Source organism: Marinobacter sp. F3R11, from assembly GCF_003318275.1.
Classification (GTDB): Bacteria; Pseudomonadota; Gammaproteobacteria; order Pseudomonadales; family Oleiphilaceae; genus Marinobacter.
In genome coordinates this window covers 510,153-536,987 of record NZ_QOCH01000013.1, presented here as the reverse complement: position 1 = coordinate 536,987, position 26,835 = coordinate 510,153, and the positions used below count along the sequence as shown (strand labels likewise).

Below are 26,835 nucleotides of genomic sequence, written 5' to 3'. Positions count from 1 at the left end.
CCTCCCTGGAGTCTTTTATGCCCGTCATAACCCTGCCAGATGGCAGTCATCGCAGTTTTGCCCAGCCCGTCAGTGTGCACGATGTGGCTGCCGATATTGGCGCAGGACTGGCCAAGGCCGCTCTTGCCGGTAAAGTCGATGGCAACCTTGTCGATACCAGTTACCTGATTGAACACGATGTTGAGCTTGCGATTATTACCGAGCGCGACGCCGATGGTCTTGAAGTGATTCGTCATTCCACCGCTCACTTGTTGGCTATGGCGGTAAAAGAGCTTTTCCCTGAAGCCCAGGTTACGATCGGCCCGGTAGTGGAAGACGGCTTTTACTACGATTTCAAATATGACCGCCCGTTCACCAATGAAGATCTGGCGCGTATCGAAAAGCGTATGACAGAACTGGCAAGGCAGGACATTCCGGTAACCCGTTCTGTGCTGTCCCGCAGCGAGGCAATTCAGCTGTTTACTGATATGGGTGAAGAGTACAAAGTCCGTATCATCAAAGACATTCCCGGCGATGAAGACCTGTCGTTCTATCGCCAGGGGGATTTTGTTGACCTTTGCCGGGGCCCACACGTGCCCAGTACCGGCAAGATGAAAGCCTTCAAGCTTACCAAAGTGGCTGGTGCATACTGGCGTGGGGATACCAGCAACGAACAGTTGCAGCGGGTTTACGGTACTGCCTGGGCCAACAAAAAAGATCTGAAAGCCTACCTGCACCGCATTGAAGAAGCCGAAAAGCGCGATCACCGCAAAGTCGGTAAAAAGCTGGGCTTGTTCCATATGCAGGAAGAAGCACCGGGTATGGTGTTCTGGCATCCGGCTGGCTGGACTATATATCAGGAAATGGAACAGTACATGCGTGATATCCTGCGCCGCCATGGTTACCAGGAGATCAAGACGCCCCAGGTGGTGTCCCGCGTGCTATGGGAAAAGTCCGGTCACTGGGACAAGTTCAAAGAGGGGATGTTTACCACGGAGTCGGAAAAACACGACTACGCCATCAAGCCCATGAACTGCCCCTGCCACGTCCAGGTGTTCAATCAGGGTCTGAAAAGCTACAAGGATTTGCCTTTACGCCTGGCTGAATTTGGTTCATGCCACCGCAACGAAGCCTCCGGTGCATTGCACGGTCTGATGCGGGTGCGCGGATTCACGCAAGATGATGCCCATATCTTCTGTGAAGAAGACGATATCCAGAGTGAGGTGTCCAGGTTCATTGACCTGCTGCACGAAGTGTACAAGGACTTTGGTTTTACGGAAATTTTGTACAAGCTCTCCACGCGCCCTGAGAAGCGGGTGGGTTCAGATGAAGTCTGGGACAAATCCGAGGCTGCACTGGAAGAGGCGCTGAACCGTGAAGGCGTTGATTGGGAGCTTTTACCGGGCGAAGGTGCTTTTTATGGCCCTAAAATCGAGTTTTCTCTCAAGGATTGTATCGGTCGGGTATGGCAATGTGGCACTATTCAGGTAGATTTTTCCATGCCTGGGCGCCTCGGTGCTCAATACGTTGCCGATAACTCCGAACGTAAAACGCCAGTAATGTTGCATCGTGCCGTACTTGGCTCGTTCGAGCGGTTTATTGGTATCCTGATTGAGGAATATGAGGGGGCTTTCCCGACCTGGCTGGCTCCAACTCAGGTCGCAATTCTCAATATTACCGATAATCAGCGTGAATATTGTGAGAATCTGGCGAAAAAGTTCGATTCTTTGGGTTTTAGGGTTAATGCTGACTTGAGAAACGAGAAGATCGGCTTTAAAATCCGCGAGCATACTATTAACAAAGTTCCTTATCTTGTCGTTGTCGGCGATAAAGAAGTCGAGAACAACGCCGTTGCGGTGAGAACCCGTAAAGGTGAAGACTTAGGAACTCTATCGCTCGAAGCGTTTGAGCAGCTTCTACAGGAAGATGTTGAGCGTAAGAGCAGAATCAAGACGGAGATTTGACTATTAAACAGCGAACGAATCGGGGTGGGCGTACTCCAAAGGCGCCGATCAATGAGAATATTGATGCAACTGAAGTCCGCCTGATCGATGCCGAAGGCAATCAGGTAGGTGTAGTTCCGATCGAAGACGCCCTCAGGATGGCAGAGGAGGCGACCCTGGATCTGGTACAGGTTACAGATTCCGATCCGATTGTCTGTAAAATAATGGACTATGGCAAAAAGGTCTTCGACGAGAAAAAAGCGAAGGCCGCTGCCAAGAAGAAACAGAAACAGACGCAAGTCAAAGAGCTTAAGTTCCGACCAGGAACTGAAGAAGGGGATTATCAGGTAAAACTACGCAACCTGATACGTTTCCTTGAAGGCGGGGACCGCGGCAAAATCACTATCCGCTTCCGTGGCCGTGAGATGGCACACCAGGAAATTGGTATGAAGCTCATGGAACGCATTGAAGCAGATGTTGAGGCGCTGGCTCAGGTTGAAATGCGGCCGAAAATGGAAGGCCGTCAGATGACCATGATTGTGGCCCCCCGCAAAAAGAAGTGAGCCTGATTCAATGATGCATCCCCTGCCGAAGGCGGGGGATTTGTCGTTCAGGTTCATATTTATGTATTTAAAAAAACAGAATGCGGAGTTTTAAAAAATGTCCAAGATGAAAACCAAAAGTGGAGCGGCCAAGCGGTTTAAGAAAACTGCTACCGGCTTCAAGCACAAGTCAGCCTTCACCAGTCACATCCTGACCAAGAAGACCCCTAAGCGTAAGCGTCAGCTGCGTGGTACTTCATTGGTTGCCAAATCTGATGTGGCTTCCGTAAAGCGTATGCTCGCGTAAACAGCGCAGACTACACACACACAACGGTTTTAAGGTAGAAGGATTAAGGTATGGCTCGTGTTAAGCGTGGCGTGGTTGCACGTCGTCGTCACAAGAAGATTCTAAAGCAGGCCAAGGGTTACTACGGCGCTCGTAGTCGTGTATTCCGCGTTGCCAAGCAAGCGGTTATCAAAGCCGGTCAGTATGCATATCGCGACCGTCGCAACCGTAAGCGTGCATTCCGTGCACTGTGGATTGCTCGTATCAACGCTGGTGCCCGGGCTAATGGCCTGTCATACAGCCGTTTGATTGCTGGCCTGAAAAAGGCAAACGTTGAAATCGATCGTAAGGTTCTGGCTGATCTGGCCATGAATGAGCAGCAGGCTTTTACCGCTGTGGTTGAGAAGGCAAAGGCATCTCTCTGATCGCTTAGCTCTTTCATCGATTACGAATCGAGCCGGTGCCGTCGCTGATTCTTTGGCGCAAAAGGTACCGTTTAATAGGGGAAGGGCACGCTCTTCCCCTATTTTTGTTTCAAGATTTCAAATTTTGAAATCCTCACTTCTGGTTTGGAGCAGGGTCAATGGAAAACCTGGAGCAACTGGTTCAGGGTGGTTTGGATGCAGTTGAAAAAGCCGACAGCTTGCAGGCGCTTGATCAAATTCGCGTTGAATACCTTGGCAAGAAAGGCATTATTACCCAGCAGGCGAAAACTCTGGGCAAACTCTCTGCAGAAGAGCGTCCGGCTGCCGGCCAGAAGATTAATGAGGCAAAAGGACAGGTTGAGCAGGCAATTAATGCCCGGCGCAATGATCTTGAACGAATCGCCATTGAGCAGAAGCTTGCCAGTGAATCCATAGATGTGAGCCTGCCTGGTCGTGGTCAGGATCTTGGCGGACTGCATCCGGTTACCCGGACACTTCAGCGCATCGAAGATTTCTTTTCCCGTGCGGGCTATACAGTCGAGCAGGGGCCGGAGATCGAAGATGATTACCATAATTTTGAAGCCCTCAATATTCCGGGTCACCATCCTGCCCGCGCAATGCACGATACCTTTTATTTTAATCCCGGTACCCTGCTGCGAACCCATACATCGCCGGTTCAGATCCGCACCATGGAGGCTGGAAAGCCCCCGTTTCGAATGATTTGTCCGGGACGTGTTTATCGTTGTGATTCAGATGTGACTCATACCCCGATGTTTCATCAGATTGAAGGGTTGCTGGTCGAGAAAAATGTCAGTTTTGCCGACTTGAAAAGTACGGTTGAAGAATTCCTCCGGGTGTTTTTTGAACGTGACCTTCAGGTACGTTTCCGCCCGTCCTACTTCCCGTTCACTGAACCCTCAGCCGAGGTTGATATTGAGTGGGGCCGTGAAGCTGATGGCAGCATAAAGTGGCTGGAGATCATGGGTTGCGGCATGGTGCATCCGAAAGTGTTCGGATACTGCGGTATTGATGCCGAAGAGTACCGTGGCTTTGCATTCGGTATGGGTGTGGAGCGTTTGGCCATGCTCCGTTATGGCGTAAACGACTTGCGTATGTTCTTCGAGAACGATCTGCGCTTTCTGCGTCAGTTCCGTTAATCCGGAACTTTACGGCATCCAAATCAACAGTCGAAACCGTATCAGGATAAGGCAATAACCATGAAATTCAGTGAGCAGTGGCTGCGCGAGTGGGTTAACCCGGAAATCAGTTCTCAGGAACTGATGGATCAGATTACGATGGCAGGTCTGGAAGTCGATGGCTTCGAATCCGTAGCCGGTACGTTTGAGGGGGTTGTGGTTGGAGAAGTTCAGTCTGTTGAACCTCACCCCAATGCCGACAAGCTTCGCGTATGCCAAGTGAATGACGGTAGCAAGAGCGTTCAGGTTGTGTGTGGCGCGCCAAACGTACGTCCCGGCCTGAAGGTGCCTTTTGCTGTCCTGGGTGCTGTTTTGCCTGGTGACTTCAAAATCCGTAAAGCCAAACTCCGGGGTGAGCCTTCTGAAGGCATGCTGTGTTCCGAATCAGAGCTGGGCTTGTCTGAAAACCACGCGGGCCTCATGGAGTTGCCTTCTGATGCGCCGGTCGGTACTGCACTGAATGATTACCTGAAACTGAATGATGTAGCCATTGATGTTGATCTGACGCCGAATCGTAGTGATTGTCTCTCGATTAAAGGCATTGCCCGTGAAGTTGGCGTACTGAACAGCCTGGTTCCCGAGTGTCCCCGGATCGATCCGGTTGAAGCTGTGCATTCAGAGGTGCCGGACATTCGTGTTGATGCGCCCAAGGGCTGTCCACGATACCTTGGCCGTATTCTTCGCAACGTGAATCTGCAGGTAGAAACACCCCTGTGGATGCGGGAAAAGCTTCGCCGTTCAGGCATTCGTTCAATTGATGCTGCCGTTGATGTGACCAACTACGTGATGCTGGAGCAGGGGCAGCCCTTGCATGCGTTCGATCGCGATGAGATCCGTGGCGGCATTGTTGTGCGCATGGCACTTCCGGCAGAAAAGCTGGTATTGCTGGATGGTCAGGAAGTTGAGCTGACGGATGAGACTCTGGTCATTGCTGATCACGAGAAGCCCATTGCCATCGCTGGAATTATGGGTGGCGAGCACTCCGGTGTCAGCGCTAAAACCCGTGATCTGATACTCGAATCGGCTTATTTTGATCCAATTACCCTCGCAGGCAAAGCTCGCCACTATGGCTTGCATACAGATGCCTCACACCGCTTTGAGCGTGGTGTGGACTACGAACTTGCCCGTGAGGCCATGGAACGTGCAACCAGTCTGCTCATGGATATTGCAGGCGGTGAGCCTGGTGAAATTGTTGAAGTGGCCAGCAAGGAACATTTGCCGCAAGAGCGCACTGTTGATCTTCGTTCACAGCGTCTGGCGGATGTCCTGGGCCTCGAAATCGACCGTACCAAGGTTGAGGAAATTCTGATCCGGCTAGGTCTGAGTGTCGGTAAGCTGTTGAAGAACGGTTGGCGTATCAATGTGCCCAGTTTCCGTCCCGATATTTCGATTGAAGAAGACCTGATTGAAGAAGTCGGGCGTATATACGGCTATAACAACTTACCCGTAACTGAACCGACTGGCTCGCTTGGTCTGCGAATGAACGAGGAAGCGACCCGCCCTGTATCGGCTATCAGGGATTACTTTGTTTCCCATGGATACCAGGAGGCGATCACCTACAGCTTCGTGGATCCGAAAGTTCAGACGCAGGTTGATCCCGAGCGTGAAGGAATAGCCTTGGCCAACCCCATTTCCGCTGACATGTCGGTTATGCGGACAAGTCTGTGGAGTGGCCTTCTTAAAACCGTTGCCCATAACCAGAATCGTCAGCAGCCGCGTATCCGTATGTTTGAGACGGGTTTGCGTTTTCTGCAGGATGGCCAGCGTATTGATCAGCAGCCTATGCTTGCGGGTGTTGTTGTTGGCTCCCAATATCCTGAAAACTGGGTAAACGGTCGCAGAACAGCAGACTTCTTTGATGTAAAAGGGGAGTTGGAAGGCTTGTTCAGTTTGCTGGGCGTTGAGATCGGGTTTGTTGCTGGCCGGCATCCGGCTTTGCACCCGGGCCAGACGGCTGAACTCCTGCGAGATGGTGAGCGTGTTGGATGGCTGGGTACATTGCATCCGCAAGTTCAGAAAAATCTTGAACTTAATGGCACGATTCTGATGTTTGAGCTATCCTTGAACTCAGTCATTACCGGATATGTGCCTAATTTCAAAGAAATTTCGAAATTCCCGGAAGTTCGTCGGGATTTGGCTATTATTATCGGTGGTAAGGTCGCGTTTGCCGATGTTGAGCGGGTAGCCCGAAAACATGCTGGTGAGCGCCTGACGGCGTTGCGTGCGTTTGATGTATATGAAGGAGAGAGTCTGGGTGAAGGTAACCGAAGCCTGGCCCTGAGTCTGTTCTGGCAGCATCCTGAGCGCACGTTGAATGAAGATGAAGTGCATTCGCTCTTCAACGGTGTCATCAATGCACTGAAGGAAGAGTTGGGGGCAACACTGAGGAGTTGAGACATGGCGGCTTTGACGAAAGCGGAAATGGCGGAGCGCTTGTATGAGGAGTTGGGCCTGAACAAACGCGAAGCCAAGGAAATGGTGGAAGCTTTCTTCGATGAGATCAGAGGCGCGCTCAGCCACAATGAACAGGTTAAATTGTCGGGTTTCGGTAACTTCGACCTGCGGGATAAAAAGCAGCGTCCTGGGCGAAACCCGAAAACTGGTGAAGAGATTCCGATAAGCGCACGACGTGTTGTTACGTTTCGCCCGGGTCAGAAACTGAAACAGAAAGTAGAAGCGTATGTTGGAACCCAGTCATAACAACGAACTCCCTGCGATTCCCGGGAAACGATACTTTACAATTGGTGAAGTAGCAGACTTGTGCGCAGTGAAAGCTCATGTGCTGCGCTATTGGGAGCAGGAGTTTCCGCAGTTGTCGCCAGTCAAGCGTCGGGGTAACCGGCGCTATTATCAGCGTGCTGATGTGATCACTATCCGTCAGATACGTAGTTTATTATACGAACAGGGTTATACCATTGGTGGTGCCAAGCAGAAGCTTAGTAGCCATGAGGTAAAGGACGACACGACTCAGTATAAACAACTTATCCGGCAAATGATTATTGAGCTGGAAGAGGTTCTGGACGTACTTAACGCCCCTGTAAAGTAGTCTGATTTCTTGAATTACAAAGCCGAAGCGATGAAAGTCTCTTCGGCTTTGTGCTATTTGTATTGGTCTATTTCTTTTTACAGGTTTTAATACCCAGCAGTGAATACGCAGGGCAGTTGCCCATAAGTGCAGTTGCCAGTGGCACAATTCCGATCCAGCCCCAAGGTGTTTGTGGGCCGACAAATACCAATGCCAGAAGCACAATGCCAACGATGGCGCGAATGATCCTGTCTGCAGAACCCATATTAACGCTCATAATACATTCTCCTGTGTTGGTATGAGGCTACGGTTATTAATTTAGCGCTCACCGGGCCTCAGTTCAGTGATAAAGTCACACTGGCACCCGCATTAAGAGCCCAGGAAGGATTCATGCTGCATCATAGTATTCTTGAAACATTGCCCAGGGAGCTCCAGAAGGACGCTCTTGAAAGTATTCAGGTTATGCGACTACCCCCAGGCAAAATTCTGTTCCGGGCGGGAGAGCATTGCCATGGACTGCCGTTGATGCTCAGTGGTGGGGTAAAGGTTCAGATGACAGGCATTTCTGGCAACAGCATTGTGTTATATCGCATGGGCGCTGATGATATTTGTACCCTGTCTATTGGCTGTCTCATGACAGGTTATGGCTATCGTGCAGAAGCGATTGTAGAGGATGAATCAGAGGCGGCCATGATTCCCCGGGGATTGTTCGACCGGCTAATGGATCAGTCTGCTGCTTTTCGCCTGGGTATTATGGAGTCATATGGGCGCCGGCTCGATGATCTCATGTTACTTGTGGAAGAAGTTGCGTTTCGCCGCATGGATGAGCGTCTTGAGGAGTGGTTGAACCTGCGCCGGAGCCCTATTCACATCACTCATCAAGAGCTGGCTGTTGAGCTGGGGACTGCCAGAGAAGTTGTCAGCCGGTTGCTCAAAGAACTTGAGCGTAAGGGCAGAGTGCGGTTGTCACGTGGACGAATTGATCTGATTGAGTAAACCAGGCGCCTCGCAGGTTAGTGTGGAGGCGCCAGGTCGGCTATTCCTGTGAATGCTACCAGTCAGTGACGGATTTAACTTCCAGGAACTCTTCCAGGCCCCAGACGCCGCCTTCGCGGCTGCCGTTACCAGACTGCTTCATGCCGCCGAATGGAAAGCCTGCTGATCCGGATTTTCCGTTGATTTCCACCATGCCTGATCTGACCTTTCTGGCGATTCTGCGGGCTTTTTCCTTATCAGAAGTCTGGATGTAATTGGTAAGGCCGTAGACGGTATCGTTAGCCAGTTCTACGGCTTCTTCTTCTGTTTCAAACGGCGTGATAGCCAGTACAGGCCCAAAGATTTCTTCCTTCCAGATGGTCATGTCCGGGGTGACATCTGCGAAAACCGTCGGCCTCACGAAATACCCCTTCTCAAGCCCCTCTGGACGCCCTTCGCCACCGGCAACCAGTGTGGCGCCTTCCTCTATGCCCTTCTTGATCAGCGCCTGAACCTTCAGAAACTGCTGTTCGGAGACCACGGGCCCGATATGCCGCCCCTCTTTGTCTGCCGGACCTACGTCGGTTTTACTGGCAATCATGGCTGCAGTTTCAACGGCCTGCTTGTAGACAGATTTTTCCACCAGCATTCGTGTAGGGGCGTTACAGGACTGCCCCGAGTTGGCAAAGCAGTGGCGTACACCACGGGTAACAGCTTTTTCATCTGCATCCGCAAAGATGATGTTTGCGCCTTTACCTCCCAGCTCCAGGCCTACCCGCTTGACGGTATCGGCTGCTGAAACTGTAATGGCCTTGCCTGCACGGGTTGAGCCGGTGAAGCTGACCAGATCAATGTCCGGATGGCTGGAGAGTTGCGAGCCGACGCCCGCACCATCGCCGTTTACCAGGTTGAAAACGCCTTCCGGAAAACCGGCACTATCAATCATCTCTGCGAGAAGCATGGCTGAAAGGGGCGAAATTTCAGACGGTTTGAGAACCACGGTGCAGCCAGCGGCCAGCGCCGGAGCCACCTTGAGCATCACCTGGTTCATCGGCCAGTTCCAGGGTGTAATCAGTGCACAGACACCGACGGCTTCATGCAGGATGATATTGTCCGGAGCATGGTCACCAAGGGGATGCTCAAAATTAAAGGACTTCAGGGCGCGTATTGTATTTTTCAGGTGAGCGGCACCAGCGCCAACCTGTGCACTTCTTGCAAGGTCAATCGGTGCGCCCATTTCCTGGCTGATGGTCTGGGCCATTTCTTCTGCCCGGGCCTTGTAGGTTTCGAAGAGGCGCTCCAGAAGTTCCGCCCGCTGCTCGATGGTAGACGCTGACCAGGCAGAAAACGCTTGTTTTGCAGCATTGACCGCCTTGTCTGTATCGGCTTGTGAGCCCAGAGTAATCGTGGAATACCCTTGCTCATCAGAAGGGTTAATAACTTCCAGACGTTGGGTTCCCTCGGGTGTAACCCACTGCCCGTTAATATAAAACTTGCTTGCGTCCATTATTGTTCAGCTCTTTGTTGGAAATTTGAATTATGGTAACAGATTCGCCAGAGCTGATTGTATTCAAGATGGACAAAGTGCCTGCGCCCGACAGTGTTCTTCTTCGGCCCAGGTAACAGGTGATGGCCGGGTATTTTTGCCTGTGAACAGGTGCCCGATTTCTGGTACTGCGTAGCGCAGATCGCCGCGAGTGGGGCGTTGCCGATTAAATTCTGCATGGCTGATGCTCACTTCCCAGATGTCATCTGAACTTTCGCTGTGCCAGCCTACCGGGCTGAGTTCAATGCGAACTTCAGCCCCGATCAGACTGACGGCCTCAATGCGCAGCGGCAAATTGGCGCGGGCGTCGGGAGCGCTCGCAAGACGTACTTCATGAGGGCGCATATAAAGCTGTGCATCGCCTTGATCTCTGACTCCGGGAAGGGTCACCCAGGCTTTACCCTGGCTCAGCCGGCCGTGCTGAATCGCACCGGACAGTGCATTTACTTGTCCGAGGAAGTCGAATACGAAACGGCTGTCAGGTCGGGCATAGAGTTCAATAGGTTCGTCCACTTGCTCCACATTGCCCTGGCTCATAACGACTACCTGATCGGACAGCTCCAGAGCTTCTTCCTGATCGTGGGTCACAAATATACTGGTGAAGTGGAATTCATCGTGCAGATTGCGTAGCCAGCGGCGCAGGTCTTTACGCACCTTGGCGTCCAGCGCGCCGAACGGCTCGTCCAGCAGCAGGATTTTAGGGCGTGTTGCAATGGCGCGGGCGAGTGCCACACGTTGTTTCTGGCCGCCGGAGAGTTGCGCCGGATAACGCTGTGCCAGATGCGGTAGTTGTATCATATCCAGCAGCTCACTGACGCGAGCCTGAATCTCTGCTTTGGAGGGGCGCCTGGTGCGCGGCAGCGAATCCAGTCCAAACGCAATGTTCTGCGCTACGGTCATGTGACGGAAGAGGGCGTAATGCTGGAATACAAAGCCTATGTTGCGATCGCGCACGTGAAGTCCCGTCACGTCCTTACCTGAGAAGCTTATGCGCCCGCTATCGGAGGATTCCAGCCCGGCGATAATGCGCAACAGGGTGGTTTTTCCTGAACCGGAGGGCCCTAGCAAAGCGGTCAGTTTGCCTTCCGGGATGTCGAGAGAGACGTTATTCAGCGCCTGATAGTTGCCAAAGCGCTTGTTGATGCCATCAACGGTGATGCTCATTACAGGGTCTCCTCTGATTGCTGGCGGGTCAGAATCCGGGCCTGTCGCCATTCAACAAAACCTTTGGCCGCGAGCGTAAACACGGCAATGCCGGCCAGTAGCGAAGCGCTGGCAAAGGCGCCAACAATATTGTAATCCTGGTACAGCAGCTCCACGTGCAGGGGGAGTGTGTTGGTTTGCCCGCGGATGTTTCCTGATACTACCGATACCGCACCAAACTCGCCCACGGCCCGGGCATTGGTGAGCACCACGCCGTATATCAGTGCCCACTTAATGTTGGGCAAGGTGATCGTACGGAAGATGCGCCAGCCGGAGGCACCGAGCACCACGCCGGCCTCTTCTTCCTCGCTCCCCTGTTGCTGCATAAGTGGTATGAGTTCACGGGCTACAAACGGGCAGGTGACGAAAATGGTGACCATTACAATTCCGGGCCAGGAAAACATCAGCTGTACGTCATAGTCTGCAAGCCAGCTGCCGATCCAGCCATTGCGGCCGTATAGCAGCAGGTACAGCAGGCCTGCAACAACCGGAGATACTGCAAACGGGATATCGATCAGTGTAATCAGCAGTTTTCGGCCGGGGAAACGAAATCGTGTTACCAGCCACGCCAGTGCAGTGCCAAATATCAGGTTGAGGGGAACCGTGAGCGCGGCTACAAACAGTGTCAGGCCGATGGCATGCAGGGTGTACTGGTCCAGCAGGTTGTCTGCCAGGCTGCTCCAGCCGGCTCCCAGGGCCTCAATAAAAATCACCAGCAATGGCATTATCAGCAAGCCGGCAGTGACGGCCAGGGCAATGCCTGTCAGCAGCCATTTTATAACCGGACCATCGCCAACTCGGCGGTGCCTGGAGGAATGGGGGCTGTGCATTGGGTTAGCGTCCTTCTATGCGTTTGAGATAGCGGGACTGCCACAGGGTAATAGCGAAAAGCATCACCAGTGACACCAGCAGAACTACCGAGGCAATGGCGCTGGCGGCTGCGTAGTCATACTCTTGCAGGCGGACAAAAATCATCAGGCTGGTTACTTCACTGACGTAAGGCATGTTGCCGGCAATAAAAATAACGGCACCAAACTCACCAAGGCTTCGGGTGAAAGAAAGCGCTACGCCGGTCATCAGGGCCGGCCACAGAGCCGGGAATATAACCCTGCGGAATACATGGCCGTCACTGGCACCCAGGCTGACAGCCGCTTCTTCGTCTTCGGGGGCCAACTCTTCCAGCACTGGCTGAACTGTTCGTACTACAAAGGGCAGGCTGGTAAAGGCCATGGCTACCACAATTCCCACCGGGGTGAAGGCGACTTCAATCCCAAGCTTGGCCAGCCATTGTCCGTACCAGCCGTTGGCGGCGAACAAGGTGGCCAGGGTGATGCCGGCAACCGCCGTGGGAAGAGCAAATGGCAAATCCACTACAGCATCAATCAGGCGTTTACCGGGAAACTCATAACGCACCAGTACCCAGGCGAGCAGCAACCCGAAAGCACCATTAAACACTGAGGCGGCCAGAGCAGATAACGCCGTAACCTTATAGGAAGCAACTACCCGTGGGTCGGTGATGACAAACCAGAACTCGTTAAAACTCATGGCTGATACTTCAATCACCAGCCCGGTCAGCGGTAACATCAGTATCAGGCTGATGAAAAACAGCGAAATACCGAGGCTCAAACCGAACCCCGGTAGTACCCGCTTGCTGCGGTTTCCGCTTCGTGGCCAGTGCTGTGTACTTACAGCACTGGCCTGGTTAGCCGCGGACACGGATCACTTCCGGCGTTGCAGTTGGTCGAGTTTTCCGCCACTGGAAAAGTGTTCTTTGGTGGCGTTTTCCCAGCTGCCTGCGATAGCGTCGATGGGGAGCAGTTTTACGTCCGGGAAGCGATCTGCGGTTTCCTGCTTAACTGTATCGTTGTGAACCCGGTAGTTGAATCCGGCCAGCAGGCGCTGGGCGTCTTCGCTGTACAGATGCTCAAGGTAGGCTTTTGCCAGATCTTCGGTTTTGTTCTGCTTCACGTATTCATCAATCCAGGTGACCGGAAACTCTGCCAGAAAGCTTACTTTGGGCGTTACCACCTCATACTCTCCGTTGTCGTAACGATCGGCCAGATTCAGCACTTCCGATTCAAAAGTCAGTAGTACATCACCTATGCCGCGTTCGATGAAGGTGGTGGTCGCACCGCGCCCGCCGCTATCAAACACTTTCACATGGCCCAGAAAGTCCTGCAAAAAACCGTCGATTTTCTGCTGATCATCACCAAATTTGTCCTGGGCATAGCCCAGCGCAGCAAGGTAGGTATAGCGGCCGTTGCCTGAGGTTTTCGGGTTAGGCATAACCAGGGCGACATCTTCTTTGATCAGATCATCCCAGTTTTCAATGTTTTTTGGATTGCCCTTGCGGACCAGAAAAGCCATCGTGGAGTAGTAAGGTGAGCTGTTATTGGGCAGGCGTTCGGCCCAGTTTTCCGGGATCAGGCGTCCGCGCGTGTGCAGAATATCGATGTCGGTAACCTGATTAAAGGTGACTACATCGGCTTTAAGACCCTGAATGATGGCTTGCGCCTGCTTTGAGGAGCCGGCATGAGACTGGCTGATCTCAACCGTCTCACCGGTTTTTTCTTCCCAGTATTTGTTGAACTGCACGTTGTAGGCAGCGAACAGTTCCCGGGCAATGTCATAGGATGTATTAAGCAGTTCACGATCGGCCGACGCCGCCGGTTGAGCGAAGAGTGACGCGCTGAGCGCAAGACCGGTAACCAGGCCTTTGAATATACTTGGCATGACATTCCCCTGAAACAAATGATGTATTGGAGGGGAATCTATCAAAGCCAGAATAAAACTGGAAAGAATATAAAATCATGTATTTCAGTCTTTATGGAATAAAGGTCGGTTAAAGAGAGTCCACGGGTTGAATTGAGCAGGTGTCGCACTGATCTATAGCCTGCAACCATCAGAAACAGCCAGTCAGGAGGTTTGCCATGCATGTGTTTATTGCAGGGTCCAACGGACAGATAGGGCAACATCTGTTGCGTGAAATGGCAGATAGCGATCACGAAGCCCGGGCCCTGATCCGGCATCCGGATCAGGGGCCTGAATTGCAGCAACTGGGCGCCACCGAAACCGTGCTCGGTGACCTGGAAAAGGATTGTAGCGAAGCCATGAGGGGCTGTGATGCGGTTATTTTTGCCGCAGGCTCGGGGCCCCATACCGGGCCGGATAAAACCATAGATGTGGATCAGGATGGTGCCATCCGGCTCATTGATAGTGCCAGCGCCATGGGCATAAAGCGCTTTATCATCGTGAGCAGTATGGGTGCCGGAGAGCCGCAGAACGGGCCTGAAAAACTTCGCCATTACCTGCAGGCCAAACACAACGCTGACGAGCATCTGATAAACAGTGGCCTGAATTACACTGTTGTACGACCTGGCCAGCTGACTAATGACGAGGGTACTGGCAAGGTTGCAGTCAGTGCGGAGCATGAGAGCGTCGGGAGAATTTCACGGCAGGACGTTGCTCGCGTTCTGCTGGCGACTCTGGATACGAGTACGACCACAAACCGGGTTTTTGATGTGGTGTCTGGCGATGTGCCCATAGCTGAGGCGCTTGAAAAGCTGTAACACCCGCTGGGCAAGAGGTTTACAAAAGCATATGTCTGACAAAGAGCTCCGTACCAGATCCGATAAAAAGTCGATCGACCAGTTCATTCAGCAGGTCCGTAAGCTGCCTCCGCAAGTTGGAGGGCAGGGCCGGCTGATTTTCGCACTGGATGCCACAGCCAGTCGCGGTGCTACCTGGGATCAGGCTTGTCACTTGCAGAGTGAGTTGTTCCTGGCGACTAAGGACTTGGGCGGTCTGGCCATTCAGCTTTGCTACTACCGCGGTTTCAGGGAGTTCAAAGCCACAGGGTTTGTTAACGAGACTGGTCAACTGCTCAACCTGATGAACGGTGTTTCCTGCCTGGGCGGCCAAACCCAGATCTGCAGAGTGTTGGCGCATGCAAGGGAAGAGACACGCGCAAAAGCCGTCAAGGCCGTTGTGTTTATCGGTGATTCCTGTGAAGAACCTGTGGATGAGCTTTGCCATATTGCCGGAGAGTTGGGCATGCTGCGAACCCCGGTATTTATGTTTCACGAGGGTGCTGATGCCCATGCCAGGGCGGTGTTTCAGCAGGTGAGTAAATTGTCCGGAGGCGCCTATGCGCCCTTTGACCGTAACAGCCCGCAAGTACTTAAGGATCTTATGGCCGCTGTTGCGGTCTATGCTTCCGGGGGAGCCAAGGCCTTGCAGGACTATTCCAGCCGCAGCTCCCCGGAGGTGAAACGTTTGACCCAACAGATCAGATAGCGCTTGATTCAATCAACCGGTGGGCCAATTGGCCCGGAGTATTCGAGTGCCCCTTACGTTTCTGGTTATTATAGTAGTGGTTGTTGCGTGGGTCTGGCTACGTAATCAGCCGACCAGCCAACGAAAACCCGCCATTCTCAAGTTGGCGCTGATTGCCAGCGTTCTGATATTGGGTCTTCTGGCCGTTACCGGTCGCTTGAATATCTTGTTTGCCCTGTTGGTTTTCTTGTTCCCCCTGCTGCGTCGCGTGTTGCCGTCTCTGCTAATGGGTCGGATGTCGGGGTTGGGGGAGGGTGGAGCAAAGGCTAAACCCGGGAATCAATCCCATGTCTCCAGTGAAATCCTTGACATGACTCTGGATCACGACTCCGGAAATATGAGCGGGGAAGTGTTGACAGGACCCATGGCCGGGCGGGCGCTGGCGGATCTTGGTGAAAGTGAATTTATAGAGTTGCTGAGATATTGCCGGGACCAGGATGAAGATTCTGCACGGCTTCTGGAAACCTATCTGGACCGCCGTTTCGGTGACTCCTGGCGCGCTGACGATCCGGCTGACGACGACAGCAAGAATGGAAGTGAGCGCGATAGTTCGGGTGGTAGCGGTGCTCTGACTGAAAGCGAAGCCCTGGATATTCTGGGGCTGGAGGCTGGGGCGAGCCGGGATGAGATCATTCAGGCTCACCGCCGGGTGATGCAAAAAATACACCCGGACCGTGGAGGGAGTAACTATCTCGCCGCCCGAGTCAACGAGGCCAAAGAGCGACTCCTGAGCTAAGTGGCTTCAGAAACCGCTTCTACCCGCGCCAGAAATTCCGCTATATGCTCGAATGCTTCTTCTGCCTCTGGCAGTAGTGGCGTAAACAGATGCCATACATGAACCATGTCGGGCCAGGTTTCTATTTCCACCGGTGAGCCGGCGGCCTGTGCTTTTGCTGCATATCTTTGTGCGTTTTCCAGTAGCAGCTCTGATTCGCTGACGTGAATCAGTGTGGGCGGGAGGTTGTGGAGGTCTCCGCGCAGGGGAGAGGCTATCGGGCTTGTGGGCAGTACTCGAAAGCCCAATACGGTTCCCCACCACAATAGTGGCAGGGGAATTCGTGCCAGCTTCTCGACGGTTGGCCCCAGCATGGCATCGGTTTTCAGATTAGCTCGTTTGCCCAGCGAGGTGAGCATGAGCTCGGTAGAGGGTGACAGGGCAATAGCGGCATCCGGTGCTTGCAGCCCCTGGTCTCTTATCCAGGCAAGTAGCCCTAGTGTGTGACTGCCGCCTGCGGAGTCCCCGGCGACCACCAGAAAATCGGCCGCGGCCTTGCCGTCAGGGCCGTTCCCGAGTATCCAGAGGTACGCCTGCCGACAGTCGATAATACCGTCAAGATAGCGGTTTTCCGGCATCAGCCGGTAATCAAGGGAGAATACACAGGCGTTGGCCTGCCTGGACAGTCGGTCAGTGATGGTGCGATGGCTTTTGGGACTGCCTGCGATCCAGGATCCGCCGTGAATGTAAAGGATCCGGCGGTTGGGCTCTGATCCAGGTGCTATTACCCACTCCCCCTTTGGCGAGCCGTTTGCTGAGGGGCTGGTTTTCGAAATAAATTCCAGACCATCGCTCATGCTATCCATGTAGCTGCGAAGGGCTTTTATCCGCGCGCGACCGTGAAGGCCTTCAGCGACGGTATGCATACCCCCAACCTTTGCAAGCACTTGCTGGCGGGATGCGTTGTGCTGCTGGTGAGTGGTGTTTTCATTGTCGTCCCCGGCATCGTGCTTCCGGCGCAGAAAAAACACCACCACAGCCGCCAGCACGACCATCATCAGGCCAAACCACATCATTGCGAACCAGGCGATTCCGAAAATCATGTGTAACCCCTAGCGTGGATTAATCATGGTTCACACGGAGGGCCGTGTAGTACTGCTCACTGTAGCATGGCTTTGGGGTAATCGATGTGGATCAGGCGGCCTGGTTGGACTTCGTTGATGTACTGCCTTATTTGTTCATCGGTATTCCGATCGCCGCCGTTATAGGCGTGCCGTTGTACATTCGTGCCTAAGCTAGCCTGAGCGAACACATTCTGTTGCGCGCTTTGTTCACGCTAAAGCTCTTAGCGGCGCTTTTAGCAGTAATTTTTCCATGGCCATGATTGCAGGTTACGCCACCTACCTGTTTTCTGATCCACGCGGAATCGAACGGTGAAAACGGAGATATACGACAATTGTCGCAAAATGTCATGGTTTTGAGAGTGAACTGCTTACAACCTTATGAAAAATATGAAATAGTTACTGATGAATGATTGGGGATAAGCGAACAGATATTTTTGGGGAAATCCGACAATTGACGCTTATTTCCAGCCAGACTATCTTTCAGGGTAGGTAGTTTTTTGATAACAAAGAAAAATTTGATGGATGGCATGTGCAACGCTGGGAAATATACGCGTTTGGATAGATGTCATTTGTCGTTGAATTAGCTGTTAGGTGGCAATGCCACTATTTGCTCCACAGGAGGTTTTCAGTTGAATAGGGATGATTTTGCTTGGGTTATCGTAAGGGCATTTGGGGTATATTTTTCTGCGCAGGCCTTTCTACAACTGTATTGGCTAGGTGCTTCCACAGTGAGAATTGCCCAGCTTTATGAGATGGCTGCCATGGAAACACCCCGTACCACCGAGATAGAGTCTCAGATCCTAAGGAGCTGGATCGAAATTAGCTATGCTTCGGCTGAGTTTCTGTTATTCATACTGCTCGCATATTATTGTCTCCGAAGGGGGGGCTTCATACATAGAATCCTCTGTTATCGAGCGCAAGAAAATGACACCTAACCATTCCAGCCACGGCGACGGCTACTGCATTGCGCTACGCCTCCATTCCTTAGCCGCGCGTGCTGAGCGGCGTTAAAAGTTTAGATGAGCGATACAGCAGATAGAGTTTTCTGCCTCTGGGCGAGAGGTATTTACATAGTTACCGCAATTTGTGCGGTTGCGATTTTTTCCTACGCTGCCACTAGAAACGATTTGGTCGCAAGGGTCGTAGACATAGTAGTTCTCGGGTGGTTTTTTTATTTTGGTGTGGGCATTTACCTTTTTTTGCCCATGTTTATCTGGACTAGTACGAGGGATTGGCTTCGTCTTACCCTGTACTTTATCTTTACGGTTCCCGTCGGAATGTTGGTCTACTTGCGGTTGTGCTGATCTAAAAGTTTTAACAATCTGTTGTAGTTCGTTCCGGGCCTCCGGCCCTACACCGGACGCCCACTTCGCTGCGCTACATGGGCGCCGCTAAACGTTAGCGTTATAAATTACATCATCATCTATGCTAAAAAAATTTACTACAATAATATTATGTACACTACTCGCATCATGCAGCGAATCTGAATCATCCTTAGGTGAGCCAACAGATTGGTTCATAAACCCTGAGTCAAGATATGGCATCAAGTATGAGGCTCCACATATTGATCACTACAGTGTCATTGGGACAGAGGGTAATAAACTTCACTCACTGTATCTCAGGCCAATAGGTTTGTATTTGGAAGTCCCAAAACAACACCTTGTTCTTGTTTCCCACCCGTATATGCCATGGGCTAAAAAAATTTGGGATAAAGCTACTTTAGAAGTCCTTCTACCTGATTTTGAGCATAGAGACGAACATAACAAATCAAAATTCTCAGAAAAGTACAGCACCGAAGTTCTCACTTATAGAATCGGTTTTTTGTCAAGAGACAGTAGTTTTATTGGAGAAGCTTCAGGAGATAAATACTTAAAAGAAAAAGACTCAGAATTCGAAAACCTGATTGCTTTTAAAAATTATAAGAAATATGGCGATCAGACGGATATAGATATATCAAAGCGACCGCCGAGACTATTTATGGTTGAAAAGGGCTACATGCTGACACCAGCTGGAAACCCTATTTTTGTAAATTGCGGTACTTATTGGGGAGGCTCGCACCTAGACGTTACAGGATGCAGGGTTAGTTTTGTTATCCCTCGTGATAGATGGCCAAAGGAAGAAATTATTAAATTTGGAGGAACTAGGGGGGTAGAGGTAACATATGAGTTCAGCTCGAAATATCTTTATATGTGGGAAGATATCCATAGAAAAATAATTTCGTTAACGCAGTCTTATATAAAGAAGCCGGAAATTTTTTTATAACAAGATCATTCAAGCGACCGCATCCTGCGGCGCGTGATGAGAGCGTTATGAGCCATGAGGGTTTCAGATAGATATGGAAAAATGGCTTAAGGAAATGGAAGCCTCGCTGAAAGAGGCTATCGAGGCTGCAAGGGTTGGAGAAATCCCGCCTGAAAATCTCTATATGATTGCTCCGCTGATCTATTCCAAACGCAACCATATGAACAATGATGCGCTACTCCAGCAAATGGTGGATGGGAATGAGGAGCAGGTGCAGAGGGACTGGGCATGCGATGAAAGGTCAAAGGATCAGTATAGATTCCATTATGTTGCCTCATACCTCTCATGCTATGTGGTTGCTGGGAAAATAGAAGAGATCAAATACGACGAACTCATGGAATACGTGACCAGCAAACTGGACCTGTTCACTGATGATTACGGTCTTGAGTAAAGCTCATAACCAGTCATTCAAGTTCGTTCGGGTTCTATACCCCGTTACTGCGGACATTCCTAAAAAGAGGCGCAATGTGCCAAAGGAGTATTCATGTCCAGACGCAGAAAATATAGCTCAGAGTTCAAACGCGAAGCCATCACTTTGACTCGCCAACCCGGTGTGAGCTGTCGACAGGTAGCCTTGGAGATAGGCATCATTCCCAATCTGTTGTCGCAGTCAGTTCCCGATACGTCTTATGTGCCGATGCCTGAAGGTGTCGGCCACCAGGTATCCGAAACCATCTGGAGCGGAACTTCTCCGCTCTGGAGCCGGACACCAAATGGGTGACGGATATTACGGAGATATCCACGCAGGAAGGCGAGGGATTCTTCGGGATGCTCAAGCGCGAGCTGATGTATTCGATTACATCGAACGGTTCCATAATCCCAGGATGCGACGTAGAGTTGCCGTTCAGGATCAGAAGTGATCAGCCGTTTTAAAACCGTCCGTGGAAACGGGGTAGATCTCGTACACAAACCTATGATCAAGCGTAAAAAGAGCCTTACCTACTGCCTATTGTTTTGCCTGCTGATTGGCGGTATGGCTTTGTATGAGTTGCAATACTCCTTGTCGCGGGAAGAAGAAAAGGCGTCAGAACGCGTTGCAAGTACCAGTCTTTTGATTGGGGAATGGATAAAGGGCTCCTTTGCTGCTTCCGATTATATTCTGCGTGATATCGTCCTTACGGTGCCCGTTTCTGAGCTTCAGTTCCCCGCAGCCAATTCCGAGGAGCATGAACGCATAACGAAATACATTGATGACAAACGTAAAACGCTCCCGCATTCAAGCGGCGTAGGCCTGAACGATGAAAACTGCATAATGACGCATACCCCTGCAATTGTGGGCTTCGATGCCAGCAATCGTGAATGGTGCAGCGTGCCTATGAATAATCCAGGACTTCAAACCTACGTTTCAAACATGTTTACCAGCAATGTGGGCGAGCTCATGGTGATTCAGACTCGAAAATTCCCCGGAGATGGGTTTGCTGGTTTAGCTGGCATTGGCGTGAATTTGGATTTCTTTTCAACATGGCTTGAAAAGGTATCGATCAACACACACGGCGTGATCGCCATCTCTGATCAGAATCTCCAGATGCTGGCGAGAAAGCCCGCCAACCCGGAATTACTGGGCAAAAAGGTGAACGATCCATTAGTTAAAGAGTTTATTGCTTCCGGTGAACCCTACAAAACCTTTCGGGATGTCTCTCCGTTAGATAACGAGTCTCGCCTGTACGGTGTTCGTCAGGTTGAAGGCTTACCGTTTGTTGTAATAGTAGGAGAAGCAGATCGTGACTGGCAGGCAGCTTGGCGGCACCGAGTCTGGCTGTCTGTAGGTGCGCTTATTATTTTGTGGTCGCTGGCATACTATACGCTTCACACCTACTGGGAACGATTGAAGAATCTCGCTGAACTTAACAAAGTTCGCGACAAACTTGAAAATCTCAGCCTTACCGACGCTCTGACCGGATTAGCCAATCGCCGTTGCTTCGACAGTGTTTTAAAGGCCGAATGCCATCGTATGCGCCGCACAAAAGCCCCCATTTCCGTGATCATGATAGATGTGGATTTCTTTAAAGACTTCAACGACACCTATGGCCACCTGGCCGGGGATGAATGTCTGAAACAGGTGGCTGACGTTATCCAGAGTAAACTCAAACGACCTCAAGACCTGGCAACCCGTTACGGCGGTGAAGAATTTTGCTGTATTCTGCCAGAAACTGACCACGCAGGTGCGACCACCATTGCCATGAGCATTAAGGACGAAGTAGCGGCGTTGGGCATCCCCCACACAGGCTCTGCAATTGAGACATACGTAACCGCCAGTTTAGGTGTGGCCACGCTGATTTTTGATGATCCGGCTAATTGCGAAGCCATCGTAAAACTGGCAGATGAGCGCCTCTACCAGGCCAAGAAGAATGGCCGGAACCAGGTGGTTTCAGGCACAGCCAGTTAAGTAGGTACCGTGAATTAAATGGGTACCTGCTTTAACGGTTCATCTTAATCTTAATAGAACTTCAAAAAGCGCGTCGCAATATCGGGTGATTACAAAAGGTTTTGAGTTTTTATTGAGTTAGTTTTGAGTTGCCCAAAAACAAAAAAGCCAGATCACTCGTAAGTGTCTGGCTTAATTGCTTAAATTGGTCGGGACGGTAGGATTTGAACCTACGACCCCTTGCACCCCATGCAAGTGCGCTACCAAGCTGCGCTACGCCCCGATTCGCTAATTGGTACCTTCCCAAAGCCGGGCTTTGGTGGCAAGTGCCAAAGAGACTTAAAGAGGAATCTCAGTGGCTTAGCGGGAGCGAAGTCTACACTAGGCCGGGCCAAAAATAAACAGGCTTTTAGGGGTTAGGTCCCGAATTTCTAGCGAAGCTTGGTTTCTCTGAGCTGTTGCACGAATTCAGGGGGATCAAAGCTGTCTGGTTGTGATTCTGCCCAGTACTTATCAAAGATTGCCAGGCCGGTTTTTCCTTCAAGCAGTGCACCGGGAGTCAGGAAAGGGAACAGATCAATATATGAATGCACCTCTGTTTTCGAGACCCGGCGAACTATGTGCTCAGGGCCCAGTTCCCCCGGGTGTTGCAGGCCGGAGGCTTCCAGCATGTTTTGCAGGGCATCCAGGGTATTTTTGTGGAAGTTGTAAACTCTCCGGCTTTTGTCTTCCACATCCAGCTTGCTGCTTCTACTGGGGTCCTGAGTGGCGACGCCGCTGGGGCAGAGGCCTGTATGGCAGTTAAGTGCCTGAATGCAGCCAAGGGAGAACATGTAGCCACGGGCTGCGTTGCACCAGTCAGCCCCCAGGGCCAGCGTACGGGCTATGTTAAAGGCTGATGTGATTTTGCCGGCAGCGCCAATGGAGATTTCTTCTCTCAGGTTGGTACCTACCAGAGTGTTGTGCACCAGCAGCAGTGCTTCCGTCATCGGTGTACCAATGCGGTTGATGAACTCCAGTGGCGCTGCCCCTGTGCCACCTTCACCGCCATCCACAACGATAAAGTCGGGCTTGCTGCCGGTTTTAAGTATTGCTTTAACGATAGCGAACCACTCCCAGGGGTGGCCAATAGCCAGTTTGAAACCGACGGGCTTGCCTCCCGATAATTCGCGGAGCTGATCCAGAAACTCAAGCATTTCAACGGGCGTTGAAAAGGCGGAGTGCTGGGCCGGAGAAATACAGTCTTCGCCGATGGATACGCCGCGGGCTTCTGCGATTTCCGGTGTTACTTTAGCTCCCGGGAGAATGCCTCCATGGCCGGGTTTTGCGCCTTGAGATAGTTTGACCTCTATCATTTTTACCTGGTCAAGTGTGGCATTCTTCGCAAACTGTTCGGGGCTGAATGATCCGTCTTTGTTTCTGCAGCCAAAATAGCCGGAGCCGATCTCCCAAACCAGGTCTCCCCCTGGCTTTTTGTGGTAGCGGGAGATAGAGCCTTCGCCCGTATCGTGATAAAACCCCCCCATTTTCGCACCGGTATTGAGGCTCAGAATAGCGTTAGCGGAAAGTGACCCGAAGCTCATGGCGGAGATGTTGAAGACGCTTGCGCTGTAGGGTTTTGCACAGCGTGATCCAATCTCTACGCGAAAGTTGCTGTCAGTGATGGTAGAGGGTTTGAGGGAGTGATTGATCCACTCAAACCCTTCTTCGTACATCCCCAGCTGAGAGCCGAAAGGGCGCTTGTCCAGTATGTTTTTGGCGCGCTGATAAATGATTGTTCTCTGTTCTCTCGAGAAAGGGCGCTCTTCTGTATCAGACTGAATGAAATACTGTCGGATTTCCGGCCCCACGGATTCAAACAGGTAGCGGAAGTGCACCATGACCGGGTAGTTTCTGCTGACAGTATGCTTCTTCTGGAGCACGTCATAGGTGCCAAGCGCTGTCAGAGCGCCGAATATGCATGGAAATAAATACCCGGCCCCGAAATGAAGGCTTAGCACCAGTGAAACCAGGAAGCCTGCAATGCTGATTACGTAGGCTGAGTAGCGCAGTGGGAAAGAGGTTTTTTTCTCCATGAATATCTCGTTCGACTCCTGGAATATTGTGGATGTTGGTATGGTCAGCTTTGATGTTTTGAGTTCAAAGTATTATTATGACGCGCCTGTAACGTTTGAATCCAGATGTATGAACAGTATCCGTTACTAAATTCTGAATCAGGAGGCGCCAAACGTGGGCGACGTAGTAAAAGACGAATATCAAACGGATTACGTAGCCGGCCAGGATAATATCAGTCCGTTCGGCCTGGATCTGCATGCTCCGGTATTTCCGATCACCGCGATCATGGTGGTCGTTTTTGTTATAGGCACGCTGATGTTCCCTGAGGCCGCGAAGGCTTTGCTGGACGGCGCCAAGCTGGACATTATTGCAACCTTTGACTGGTTTTTCCTGTTAAGTGCCAATATTTTTGTGATTGTTTGTCTTGCGTTGATTGTGATGCCGGTTGGTAAGATTCGCCTCGGTGGAATGGATGCCAAACCTGAGTTCTCCACTATGTCCTGGTTTGCCATGCTTTTTGCTGCCGGCATGGGTATCGGCCTGATGTTCTGGGCAGTTGCAGAACCTGTAGCCTATTACACCGGCTGGTACGGAACGCCTTTTAATGTGGCAGCAAATACGCCCGAGGCCCGTGACCTTGCCATGGGAGCCACCATGTATCACTGGGGGCTTCACCCATGGGCAGTGTACTCAATCGTAGCACTTTCATTGGCGTTCTTTTCCTTCAACAAAGGCATGCCGCTAACCATCCGTTCTGCTTTTTTCCCGCTTCTGAAAGACAAGGTCTGGGGCTGGCCTGGCCACATTATTGATATTCTCGCCGTTGTAGCCACGATTTTTGGCCTGGCGACCTCTCTTGGGTTTGGTGCGCAACAAGCGGCTTCTGGTTTTAACTACCTGTTTGATACAGGCTCCGGAATTAACGTGCAGATGGCTATTATCGTTGGTGTTACAGCCGTTGCACTTATGTCTGTACTTCGGGGCCTTGATGGCGGGGTCAAGATACTGAGTAATATCAACATGTCTCTGGCCGCCATTTTGCTGTTTTTCATAATATTTGCCGGCCCGACCATGAGTATACTGGAAACCTTGTGGGTGACGACTTCCAGTTATGTAGCCAACATTGTGTCTTTCAGCAACCCGTTTGGCCGGGAAGATGAGGCCTGGATGCGTGGCTGGACTGTATTCTATTGGGCCTGGTGGATTTCCTGGTCGCCATTTGTAGGTATGTTTATCGCGCGGGTTTCCAAGGGCCGGACTGTTCGCGAGTTTGTAACTGCAGTACTGATTATTCCGACGCTCATTACTTCTGTGTGGATGAGTTCGTTCGGTGGTGCCGCGCTTGAGCAGCTTAACCAGGGCATTGGCGCGCTTGCCGAAAATGGCATTACCGAGGTTTCTCTGGCCACGTTCCAGATGTTTGCAAACCTGCCGTTTACAGGCATCCTCTCGTTTATAGGTATCATACTGGTGCTTGTGTTCTTTATAACGTCTTCGGACTCAGGATCACTGGTTATAGACAGTATTACCGCTGGCGGTAAAACCGATGCGCCAACAGCACAACGTGTGTTCTGGGTGGTTATGGAAGGTGCTATTGCTGCGGCATTGATTTTTGGTGGCGGTGCTGATGCTTTGGGGGCTATCCAGGCAACGGCTGTCAGTGCGGGCTTGCCGTTTACGGTAATTCTTCTGGTTATGACCTGGGGCTTGCTGAAAGGCTTGACCCATGAGCGCAAGTTACTGATCGCCAGAGGCGAGATGTAGTTGTTACGGAAATAACCAGACATAAAAAAACCGGGGCTTTGGCTCCGGTTTTTTTATGCTTGTCATTCTGGATCAGGCAATCTCATACTGAGTTCTGTGCTTTCAGCTCAAAGGCTGGCGAAGGTTTCCATCGCGTAGTTTGCCCGTTCTCTGGGCGTAAAGTGAGGGCGTTTGAGGCTTTCAACCGCGTGTAATCTCGGTAGCAGGCCGCGGCCGTTCGCCATCTGGATTGCCAGGCCGGGCCGGGCGTTAAGCTCAAGCAGCAGAGGGCCTTCGTTGGCATCTACCACCAGATCAACACCCATATAGCCCAGGCCGGTGGCCTCATAGCAGCGAGAAGCCATCTCCAGCATTTCTTCCCAGTCGTTAATGTCTATGTTTTCCAGTGCGAGCCCGGTGTCGGGATGTAGCGTAATAGGGCGGTTAAACTGGACTGCATTCAGGCTCTTGCCGGACCCTATATCCAGTCCCACACCCACGGCTCCCTGGTGCAGGTTTGCCTTGCCGTCAGATGCAGTGGTAGCAAGCCGCAGCATGGCCATAACCGGGTAGCCCTGGAATACCACGATACGTATGTCTGGCACACCCTGATGGGAGTACTTGGCCAATGAAGGATCTGACTCCACCAGGTTTTCCACAATGGCAACATCGGGTGTACCTGCAAGGGAGTAGAGCCCTGCCAGTATGTTGGTCAGGTGCCGCTCCAGCACAGGCGCACCCACACGTGCTCCGGATGCTTTTACAAAGAAATCTCCATCCCGGCCAGTGATGACGGTAATGCCCTTTCCGCCAGAACCCTTTGCGGGCTTGATCGCAAAGCCCGCAAGCCCCTCAGCCATTTCCCTGAAATGGGATATCTCGTGTTGTTGTTTGACAACCTGAAGGAGCTTTGGCGTTTTTACGCCATACTCGGCAACAACCAGTTTTGTTTTGAGCTTGTTGTCTACCAGCGGATAGGATGAGCGCTCGTTGTAACGCGCAATATAGTTCACGTTGCGCTGGTTCATGTTCAGCATGCCCAGCCTTTTCAGTGTGCGCGGCGAGATCCAGTCCATA

The 26,835-nt window shown here is 51.6% G+C and carries 26 protein-coding genes, 1 tRNA gene and 1 pseudogene; 18 read left to right on the top strand and 10 right to left on the bottom strand.

Going from position 1 to position 26,835, the window contains the following annotated elements; genetic code table 11:
* The first annotated feature begins 17 nt into the window (after positions 1 to 17).
* From thrS to DS878_RS07430, 8 genes are all read left to right on the top strand, one after another.
* Positions 18 to 1,943, top strand: coding sequence for a threonine--tRNA ligase (thrS, locus tag DS878_RS07465; RefSeq protein ID WP_113815321.1), 1,926 nt, complete (start codon positions 18 to 20; stop codon positions 1,941 to 1,943).
* Positions 1,940 to 2,485, top strand: a complete 546-nt coding sequence (gene infC / locus DS878_RS07460; RefSeq protein ID WP_261977670.1) for a translation initiation factor IF-3 — start codon at positions 1,940 to 1,942, stop codon at positions 2,483 to 2,485. Before thrS ends, infC begins: the two co-directional genes overlap by 4 nt.
* 97 nt (positions 2,486 to 2,582) lie before the next feature.
* Positions 2,583 to 2,771: a 50S ribosomal protein L35 gene (rpmI, locus tag DS878_RS07455; protein ID WP_113815320.1), complete on the top strand. Its 189-nt coding sequence runs from the start codon at positions 2,583 to 2,585 to the stop codon at positions 2,769 to 2,771.
* Positions 2,772 to 2,821: 50 nt separating this feature from the next.
* Positions 2,822 to 3,175 (top strand): 50S ribosomal protein L20, encoded by a 354-nt coding sequence (gene rplT, locus DS878_RS07450; protein WP_113815319.1) that lies wholly within the window; start codon positions 2,822 to 2,824, stop codon positions 3,173 to 3,175.
* A 158-nt stretch (positions 3,176 to 3,333) separates the two neighbouring features.
* Positions 3,334 to 4,332 (top strand): phenylalanine--tRNA ligase subunit alpha, encoded by a 999-nt coding sequence (gene pheS, locus DS878_RS07445; RefSeq protein WP_113815318.1) that lies wholly within the window; start codon positions 3,334 to 3,336, stop codon positions 4,330 to 4,332.
* A gap of 60 nt (positions 4,333 to 4,392) precedes the next feature.
* The gene (gene pheT / locus DS878_RS07440; RefSeq protein ID WP_113815317.1) at positions 4,393 to 6,765 is read left to right on the top strand and encodes a phenylalanine--tRNA ligase subunit beta; all 2,373 of its coding nucleotides are present in this window, start codon (positions 4,393 to 4,395) and stop codon (positions 6,763 to 6,765) included.
* Positions 6,766 to 6,768: 3 nt separating this feature from the next.
* The gene (gene ihfA, locus DS878_RS07435; protein WP_071264800.1) at positions 6,769 to 7,071 is read left to right on the top strand and encodes an integration host factor subunit alpha; all 303 of its coding nucleotides are present in this window, start codon (positions 6,769 to 6,771) and stop codon (positions 7,069 to 7,071) included.
* On the top strand, positions 7,052 to 7,417 hold the full coding sequence (locus DS878_RS07430; RefSeq protein WP_113815316.1) for a MerR family transcriptional regulator: 366 nt from the start codon (positions 7,052 to 7,054) through the stop codon (positions 7,415 to 7,417). Before ihfA ends, DS878_RS07430 begins: the two co-directional genes overlap by 20 nt.
* A gap of 67 nt (positions 7,418 to 7,484) precedes the next feature.
* Here the strand turns inward: DS878_RS07430 and DS878_RS07425 are convergent, their stop codons facing one another.
* Complete coding sequence (locus DS878_RS07425; protein WP_113815315.1) at positions 7,485 to 7,673, bottom strand: DUF2892 domain-containing protein; 189 nt, start codon at positions 7,671 to 7,673, stop codon at positions 7,485 to 7,487.
* Positions 7,674 to 7,786: 113 nt separating this feature from the next.
* Here DS878_RS07425 and DS878_RS07420 point away from each other — a divergent pair, with 113 nt between their 5' ends.
* Positions 7,787 to 8,392 (top strand): Crp/Fnr family transcriptional regulator, encoded by a 606-nt coding sequence (locus DS878_RS07420; protein WP_113815314.1) that lies wholly within the window; start codon positions 7,787 to 7,789, stop codon positions 8,390 to 8,392.
* Positions 8,393 to 8,447: 55 nt separating this feature from the next.
* On the opposite strand, the gene DS878_RS07415 is transcribed toward DS878_RS07420, so the two are convergent.
* The 5 genes from DS878_RS07415 to cysP are packed head-to-tail and all read right to left on the bottom strand — an operon-like array spanning position 8,448 to position 13,853.
* Entirely contained in the window at positions 8,448 to 9,881 is a 1,434-nt protein-coding gene (locus tag DS878_RS07415; protein ID WP_113815313.1) for an aldehyde dehydrogenase family protein, read from the bottom strand.
* Between the two features lie 60 nt (positions 9,882 to 9,941).
* Positions 9,942 to 11,081 carry a sulfate/molybdate ABC transporter ATP-binding protein gene (locus tag DS878_RS07410; RefSeq protein ID WP_113815312.1) on the bottom strand — a complete coding sequence of 380 codons (1,140 nt, stop codon included), beginning with the start codon at positions 11,079 to 11,081 and terminating at the stop codon, positions 9,942 to 9,944.
* Positions 11,081 to 11,950 carry a sulfate ABC transporter permease subunit CysW gene (gene cysW / locus DS878_RS07405; protein ID WP_113815311.1) on the bottom strand — a complete coding sequence of 290 codons (870 nt, stop codon included), beginning with the start codon at positions 11,948 to 11,950 and terminating at the stop codon, positions 11,081 to 11,083. The genes DS878_RS07410 and cysW overlap by 1 nt, the downstream gene beginning before the upstream one ends.
* A 4-nt stretch (positions 11,951 to 11,954) precedes the next feature.
* Entirely contained in the window at positions 11,955 to 12,836 is an 882-nt protein-coding gene (gene cysT, locus DS878_RS07400) for a sulfate/thiosulfate ABC transporter permease CysT (protein ID WP_113815310.1), read from the bottom strand.
* A 3-nt stretch (positions 12,837 to 12,839) separates the two neighbouring features.
* On the bottom strand, positions 12,840 to 13,853 hold the full coding sequence (gene cysP / locus DS878_RS07395) for a thiosulfate ABC transporter substrate-binding protein CysP (protein ID WP_113815309.1): 1,014 nt from the start codon (positions 13,851 to 13,853) through the stop codon (positions 12,840 to 12,842).
* A gap of 197 nt (positions 13,854 to 14,050) precedes the next feature.
* Here cysP and DS878_RS07390 point away from each other — a divergent pair, with 197 nt between their 5' ends.
* The 3 genes from DS878_RS07390 to DS878_RS07380 are packed head-to-tail and all read left to right on the top strand — an operon-like array spanning position 14,051 to position 16,191.
* Positions 14,051 to 14,689 (top strand): SDR family oxidoreductase, encoded by a 639-nt coding sequence (locus tag DS878_RS07390; protein WP_113815308.1) that lies wholly within the window; start codon positions 14,051 to 14,053, stop codon positions 14,687 to 14,689.
* Between the two features lie 31 nt (positions 14,690 to 14,720).
* On the top strand, positions 14,721 to 15,416 hold the full coding sequence (locus tag DS878_RS07385; RefSeq protein ID WP_113815307.1) for a VWA domain-containing protein: 696 nt from the start codon (positions 14,721 to 14,723) through the stop codon (positions 15,414 to 15,416).
* A gap of 46 nt (positions 15,417 to 15,462) precedes the next feature.
* A complete protein-coding gene (locus tag DS878_RS07380) occupies positions 15,463 to 16,191 on the top strand; it encodes a molecular chaperone DnaJ (RefSeq protein WP_113815306.1) in 729 nt (242 codons plus the stop codon).
* Here the strand turns inward: DS878_RS07380 and DS878_RS07375 are convergent.
* Positions 16,188 to 17,273: an alpha/beta hydrolase gene (locus DS878_RS07375; RefSeq protein WP_113815305.1), complete on the bottom strand. Its 1,086-nt coding sequence runs from the start codon at positions 17,271 to 17,273 to the stop codon at positions 16,188 to 16,190. The genes DS878_RS07380 and DS878_RS07375 overlap by 4 nt on opposite strands.
* A 1,446-nt stretch (positions 17,274 to 18,719) precedes the next feature.
* On the opposite strand from DS878_RS07375, the gene DS878_RS07355 reads away from it, so the two are divergent.
* The 5 genes and pseudogenes from DS878_RS07355 (at position 18,720) to DS878_RS07340 (ending at position 21,981) form a co-directional block, all read left to right on the top strand.
* Positions 18,720 to 19,556: a hypothetical protein gene (locus tag DS878_RS07355; protein WP_148707070.1), complete on the top strand. Its 837-nt coding sequence runs from the start codon at positions 18,720 to 18,722 to the stop codon at positions 19,554 to 19,556.
* Between the two features lie 73 nt (positions 19,557 to 19,629).
* Positions 19,630 to 19,986 (top strand): hypothetical protein, encoded by a 357-nt coding sequence (locus DS878_RS07350; protein ID WP_113815301.1) that lies wholly within the window; start codon positions 19,630 to 19,632, stop codon positions 19,984 to 19,986.
* 93 nt (positions 19,987 to 20,079) lie between these two features.
* A complete protein-coding gene (locus tag DS878_RS15735) occupies positions 20,080 to 20,316 on the top strand; it encodes a transposase (protein ID WP_410003461.1) in 237 nt (78 codons plus the stop codon).
* A pseudogene (locus tag DS878_RS15730) lies at positions 20,250 to 20,455 on the top strand (hypothetical protein); the annotation flags it as partial. The gene DS878_RS15735 and the pseudogene DS878_RS15730, both read left to right, overlap by 67 nt.
* Before the next feature lie 53 nt (positions 20,456 to 20,508).
* The gene (locus DS878_RS07340) at positions 20,509 to 21,981 is read left to right on the top strand and encodes a diguanylate cyclase (protein ID WP_148707069.1); all 1,473 of its coding nucleotides are present in this window, start codon (positions 20,509 to 20,511) and stop codon (positions 21,979 to 21,981) included.
* 185 nt (positions 21,982 to 22,166) lie between these two features.
* Here the strand turns inward: DS878_RS07340 and DS878_RS07335 are convergent.
* Both DS878_RS07335 and DS878_RS07330 read right to left on the bottom strand, forming a co-directional pair.
* Positions 22,167 to 22,243: transfer RNA gene (locus tag DS878_RS07335), tRNA-Pro, on the bottom strand.
* A 148-nt stretch (positions 22,244 to 22,391) separates the two neighbouring features.
* A complete protein-coding gene (locus DS878_RS07330; protein ID WP_113815299.1) occupies positions 22,392 to 24,035 on the bottom strand; it encodes an FMN-binding glutamate synthase family protein in 1,644 nt (547 codons plus the stop codon).
* Between the two features lie 154 nt (positions 24,036 to 24,189).
* Here DS878_RS07330 and DS878_RS07325 point away from each other — a divergent pair, with 154 nt between their 5' ends.
* Complete coding sequence (locus DS878_RS07325) at positions 24,190 to 25,779, top strand: BCCT family transporter (protein WP_113815298.1); 1,590 nt, start codon at positions 24,190 to 24,192, stop codon at positions 25,777 to 25,779.
* 107 nt (positions 25,780 to 25,886) lie between these two features.
* Here DS878_RS07325 and DS878_RS07320 read toward each other — a convergent pair whose 3' ends face one another.
* Positions 25,887 to 26,834, bottom strand: coding sequence for an alpha-L-glutamate ligase-like protein (locus tag DS878_RS07320; protein WP_113815297.1), 948 nt, complete (start codon positions 26,832 to 26,834; stop codon positions 25,887 to 25,889).
* Position 26,835: the final 1 nt, after the last annotated feature.

Excerpts from the sequence above, each read along its gene's own strand:
- thrS (WP_113815321.1), top strand. The coding sequence starts at position 18 with ATGCCCGTCATAACCCTGCCAGATGGCAGTCATCGCAGTTTTGCCCAG.
- rpmI (WP_113815320.1), top strand. The coding sequence starts at position 2,583 with ATGTCCAAGATGAAAACCAAAAGTGGAGCGGCCAAGCGGTTTAAGAAA.
- rplT (WP_113815319.1), top strand. The coding sequence starts at position 2,822 with ATGGCTCGTGTTAAGCGTGGCGTGGTTGCACGTCGTCGTCACAAGAAG.
- pheS (WP_113815318.1), top strand. The coding sequence starts at position 3,334 with ATGGAAAACCTGGAGCAACTGGTTCAGGGTGGTTTGGATGCAGTTGAA.
- pheT (WP_113815317.1), top strand. The coding sequence starts at position 4,393 with ATGAAATTCAGTGAGCAGTGGCTGCGCGAGTGGGTTAACCCGGAAATC.
- ihfA (WP_071264800.1), top strand. The coding sequence starts at position 6,769 with ATGGCGGCTTTGACGAAAGCGGAAATGGCGGAGCGCTTGTATGAGGAG.
- DS878_RS07430 (WP_113815316.1), top strand. The coding sequence starts at position 7,052 with ATGTTGGAACCCAGTCATAACAACGAACTCCCTGCGATTCCCGGGAAA.
- DS878_RS07425 (WP_113815315.1), bottom strand. The coding sequence starts at position 7,673 with ATGAGCGTTAATATGGGTTCTGCAGACAGGATCATTCGCGCCATCGTT.
- DS878_RS07420 (WP_113815314.1), top strand. The coding sequence starts at position 7,787 with ATGCTGCATCATAGTATTCTTGAAACATTGCCCAGGGAGCTCCAGAAG.
- DS878_RS07410 (WP_113815312.1), bottom strand. The coding sequence starts at position 11,081 with ATGAGCATCACCGTTGATGGCATCAACAAGCGCTTTGGCAACTATCAG.
- cysW (WP_113815311.1), bottom strand. The coding sequence starts at position 11,950 with ATGCACAGCCCCCATTCCTCCAGGCACCGCCGAGTTGGCGATGGTCCG.
- cysP (WP_113815309.1), bottom strand. The coding sequence starts at position 13,853 with ATGCCAAGTATATTCAAAGGCCTGGTTACCGGTCTTGCGCTCAGCGCG.
- DS878_RS07390 (WP_113815308.1), top strand. The coding sequence starts at position 14,051 with ATGCATGTGTTTATTGCAGGGTCCAACGGACAGATAGGGCAACATCTG.
- DS878_RS07385 (WP_113815307.1), top strand. The coding sequence starts at position 14,721 with ATGTCTGACAAAGAGCTCCGTACCAGATCCGATAAAAAGTCGATCGAC.
- DS878_RS07375 (WP_113815305.1), bottom strand. The coding sequence starts at position 17,273 with ATGATTTTCGGAATCGCCTGGTTCGCAATGATGTGGTTTGGCCTGATG.
- DS878_RS07355 (WP_148707070.1), top strand. The coding sequence starts at position 18,720 with ATGCTAAAAAAATTTACTACAATAATATTATGTACACTACTCGCATCA.
- DS878_RS07350 (WP_113815301.1), top strand. The coding sequence starts at position 19,630 with ATGGAAAAATGGCTTAAGGAAATGGAAGCCTCGCTGAAAGAGGCTATC.
- DS878_RS15735 (WP_410003461.1), top strand. The coding sequence starts at position 20,080 with ATGTCCAGACGCAGAAAATATAGCTCAGAGTTCAAACGCGAAGCCATC.
- DS878_RS07340 (WP_148707069.1), top strand. The coding sequence starts at position 20,509 with ATGATCAAGCGTAAAAAGAGCCTTACCTACTGCCTATTGTTTTGCCTG.
- DS878_RS07330 (WP_113815299.1), bottom strand. The coding sequence starts at position 24,035 with ATGGAGAAAAAAACCTCTTTCCCACTGCGCTACTCAGCCTACGTAATC.
- DS878_RS07320 (WP_113815297.1), bottom strand. The coding sequence starts at position 26,834 with ATGGACTGGATCTCGCCGCGCACACTGAAAAGGCTGGGCATGCTGAAC.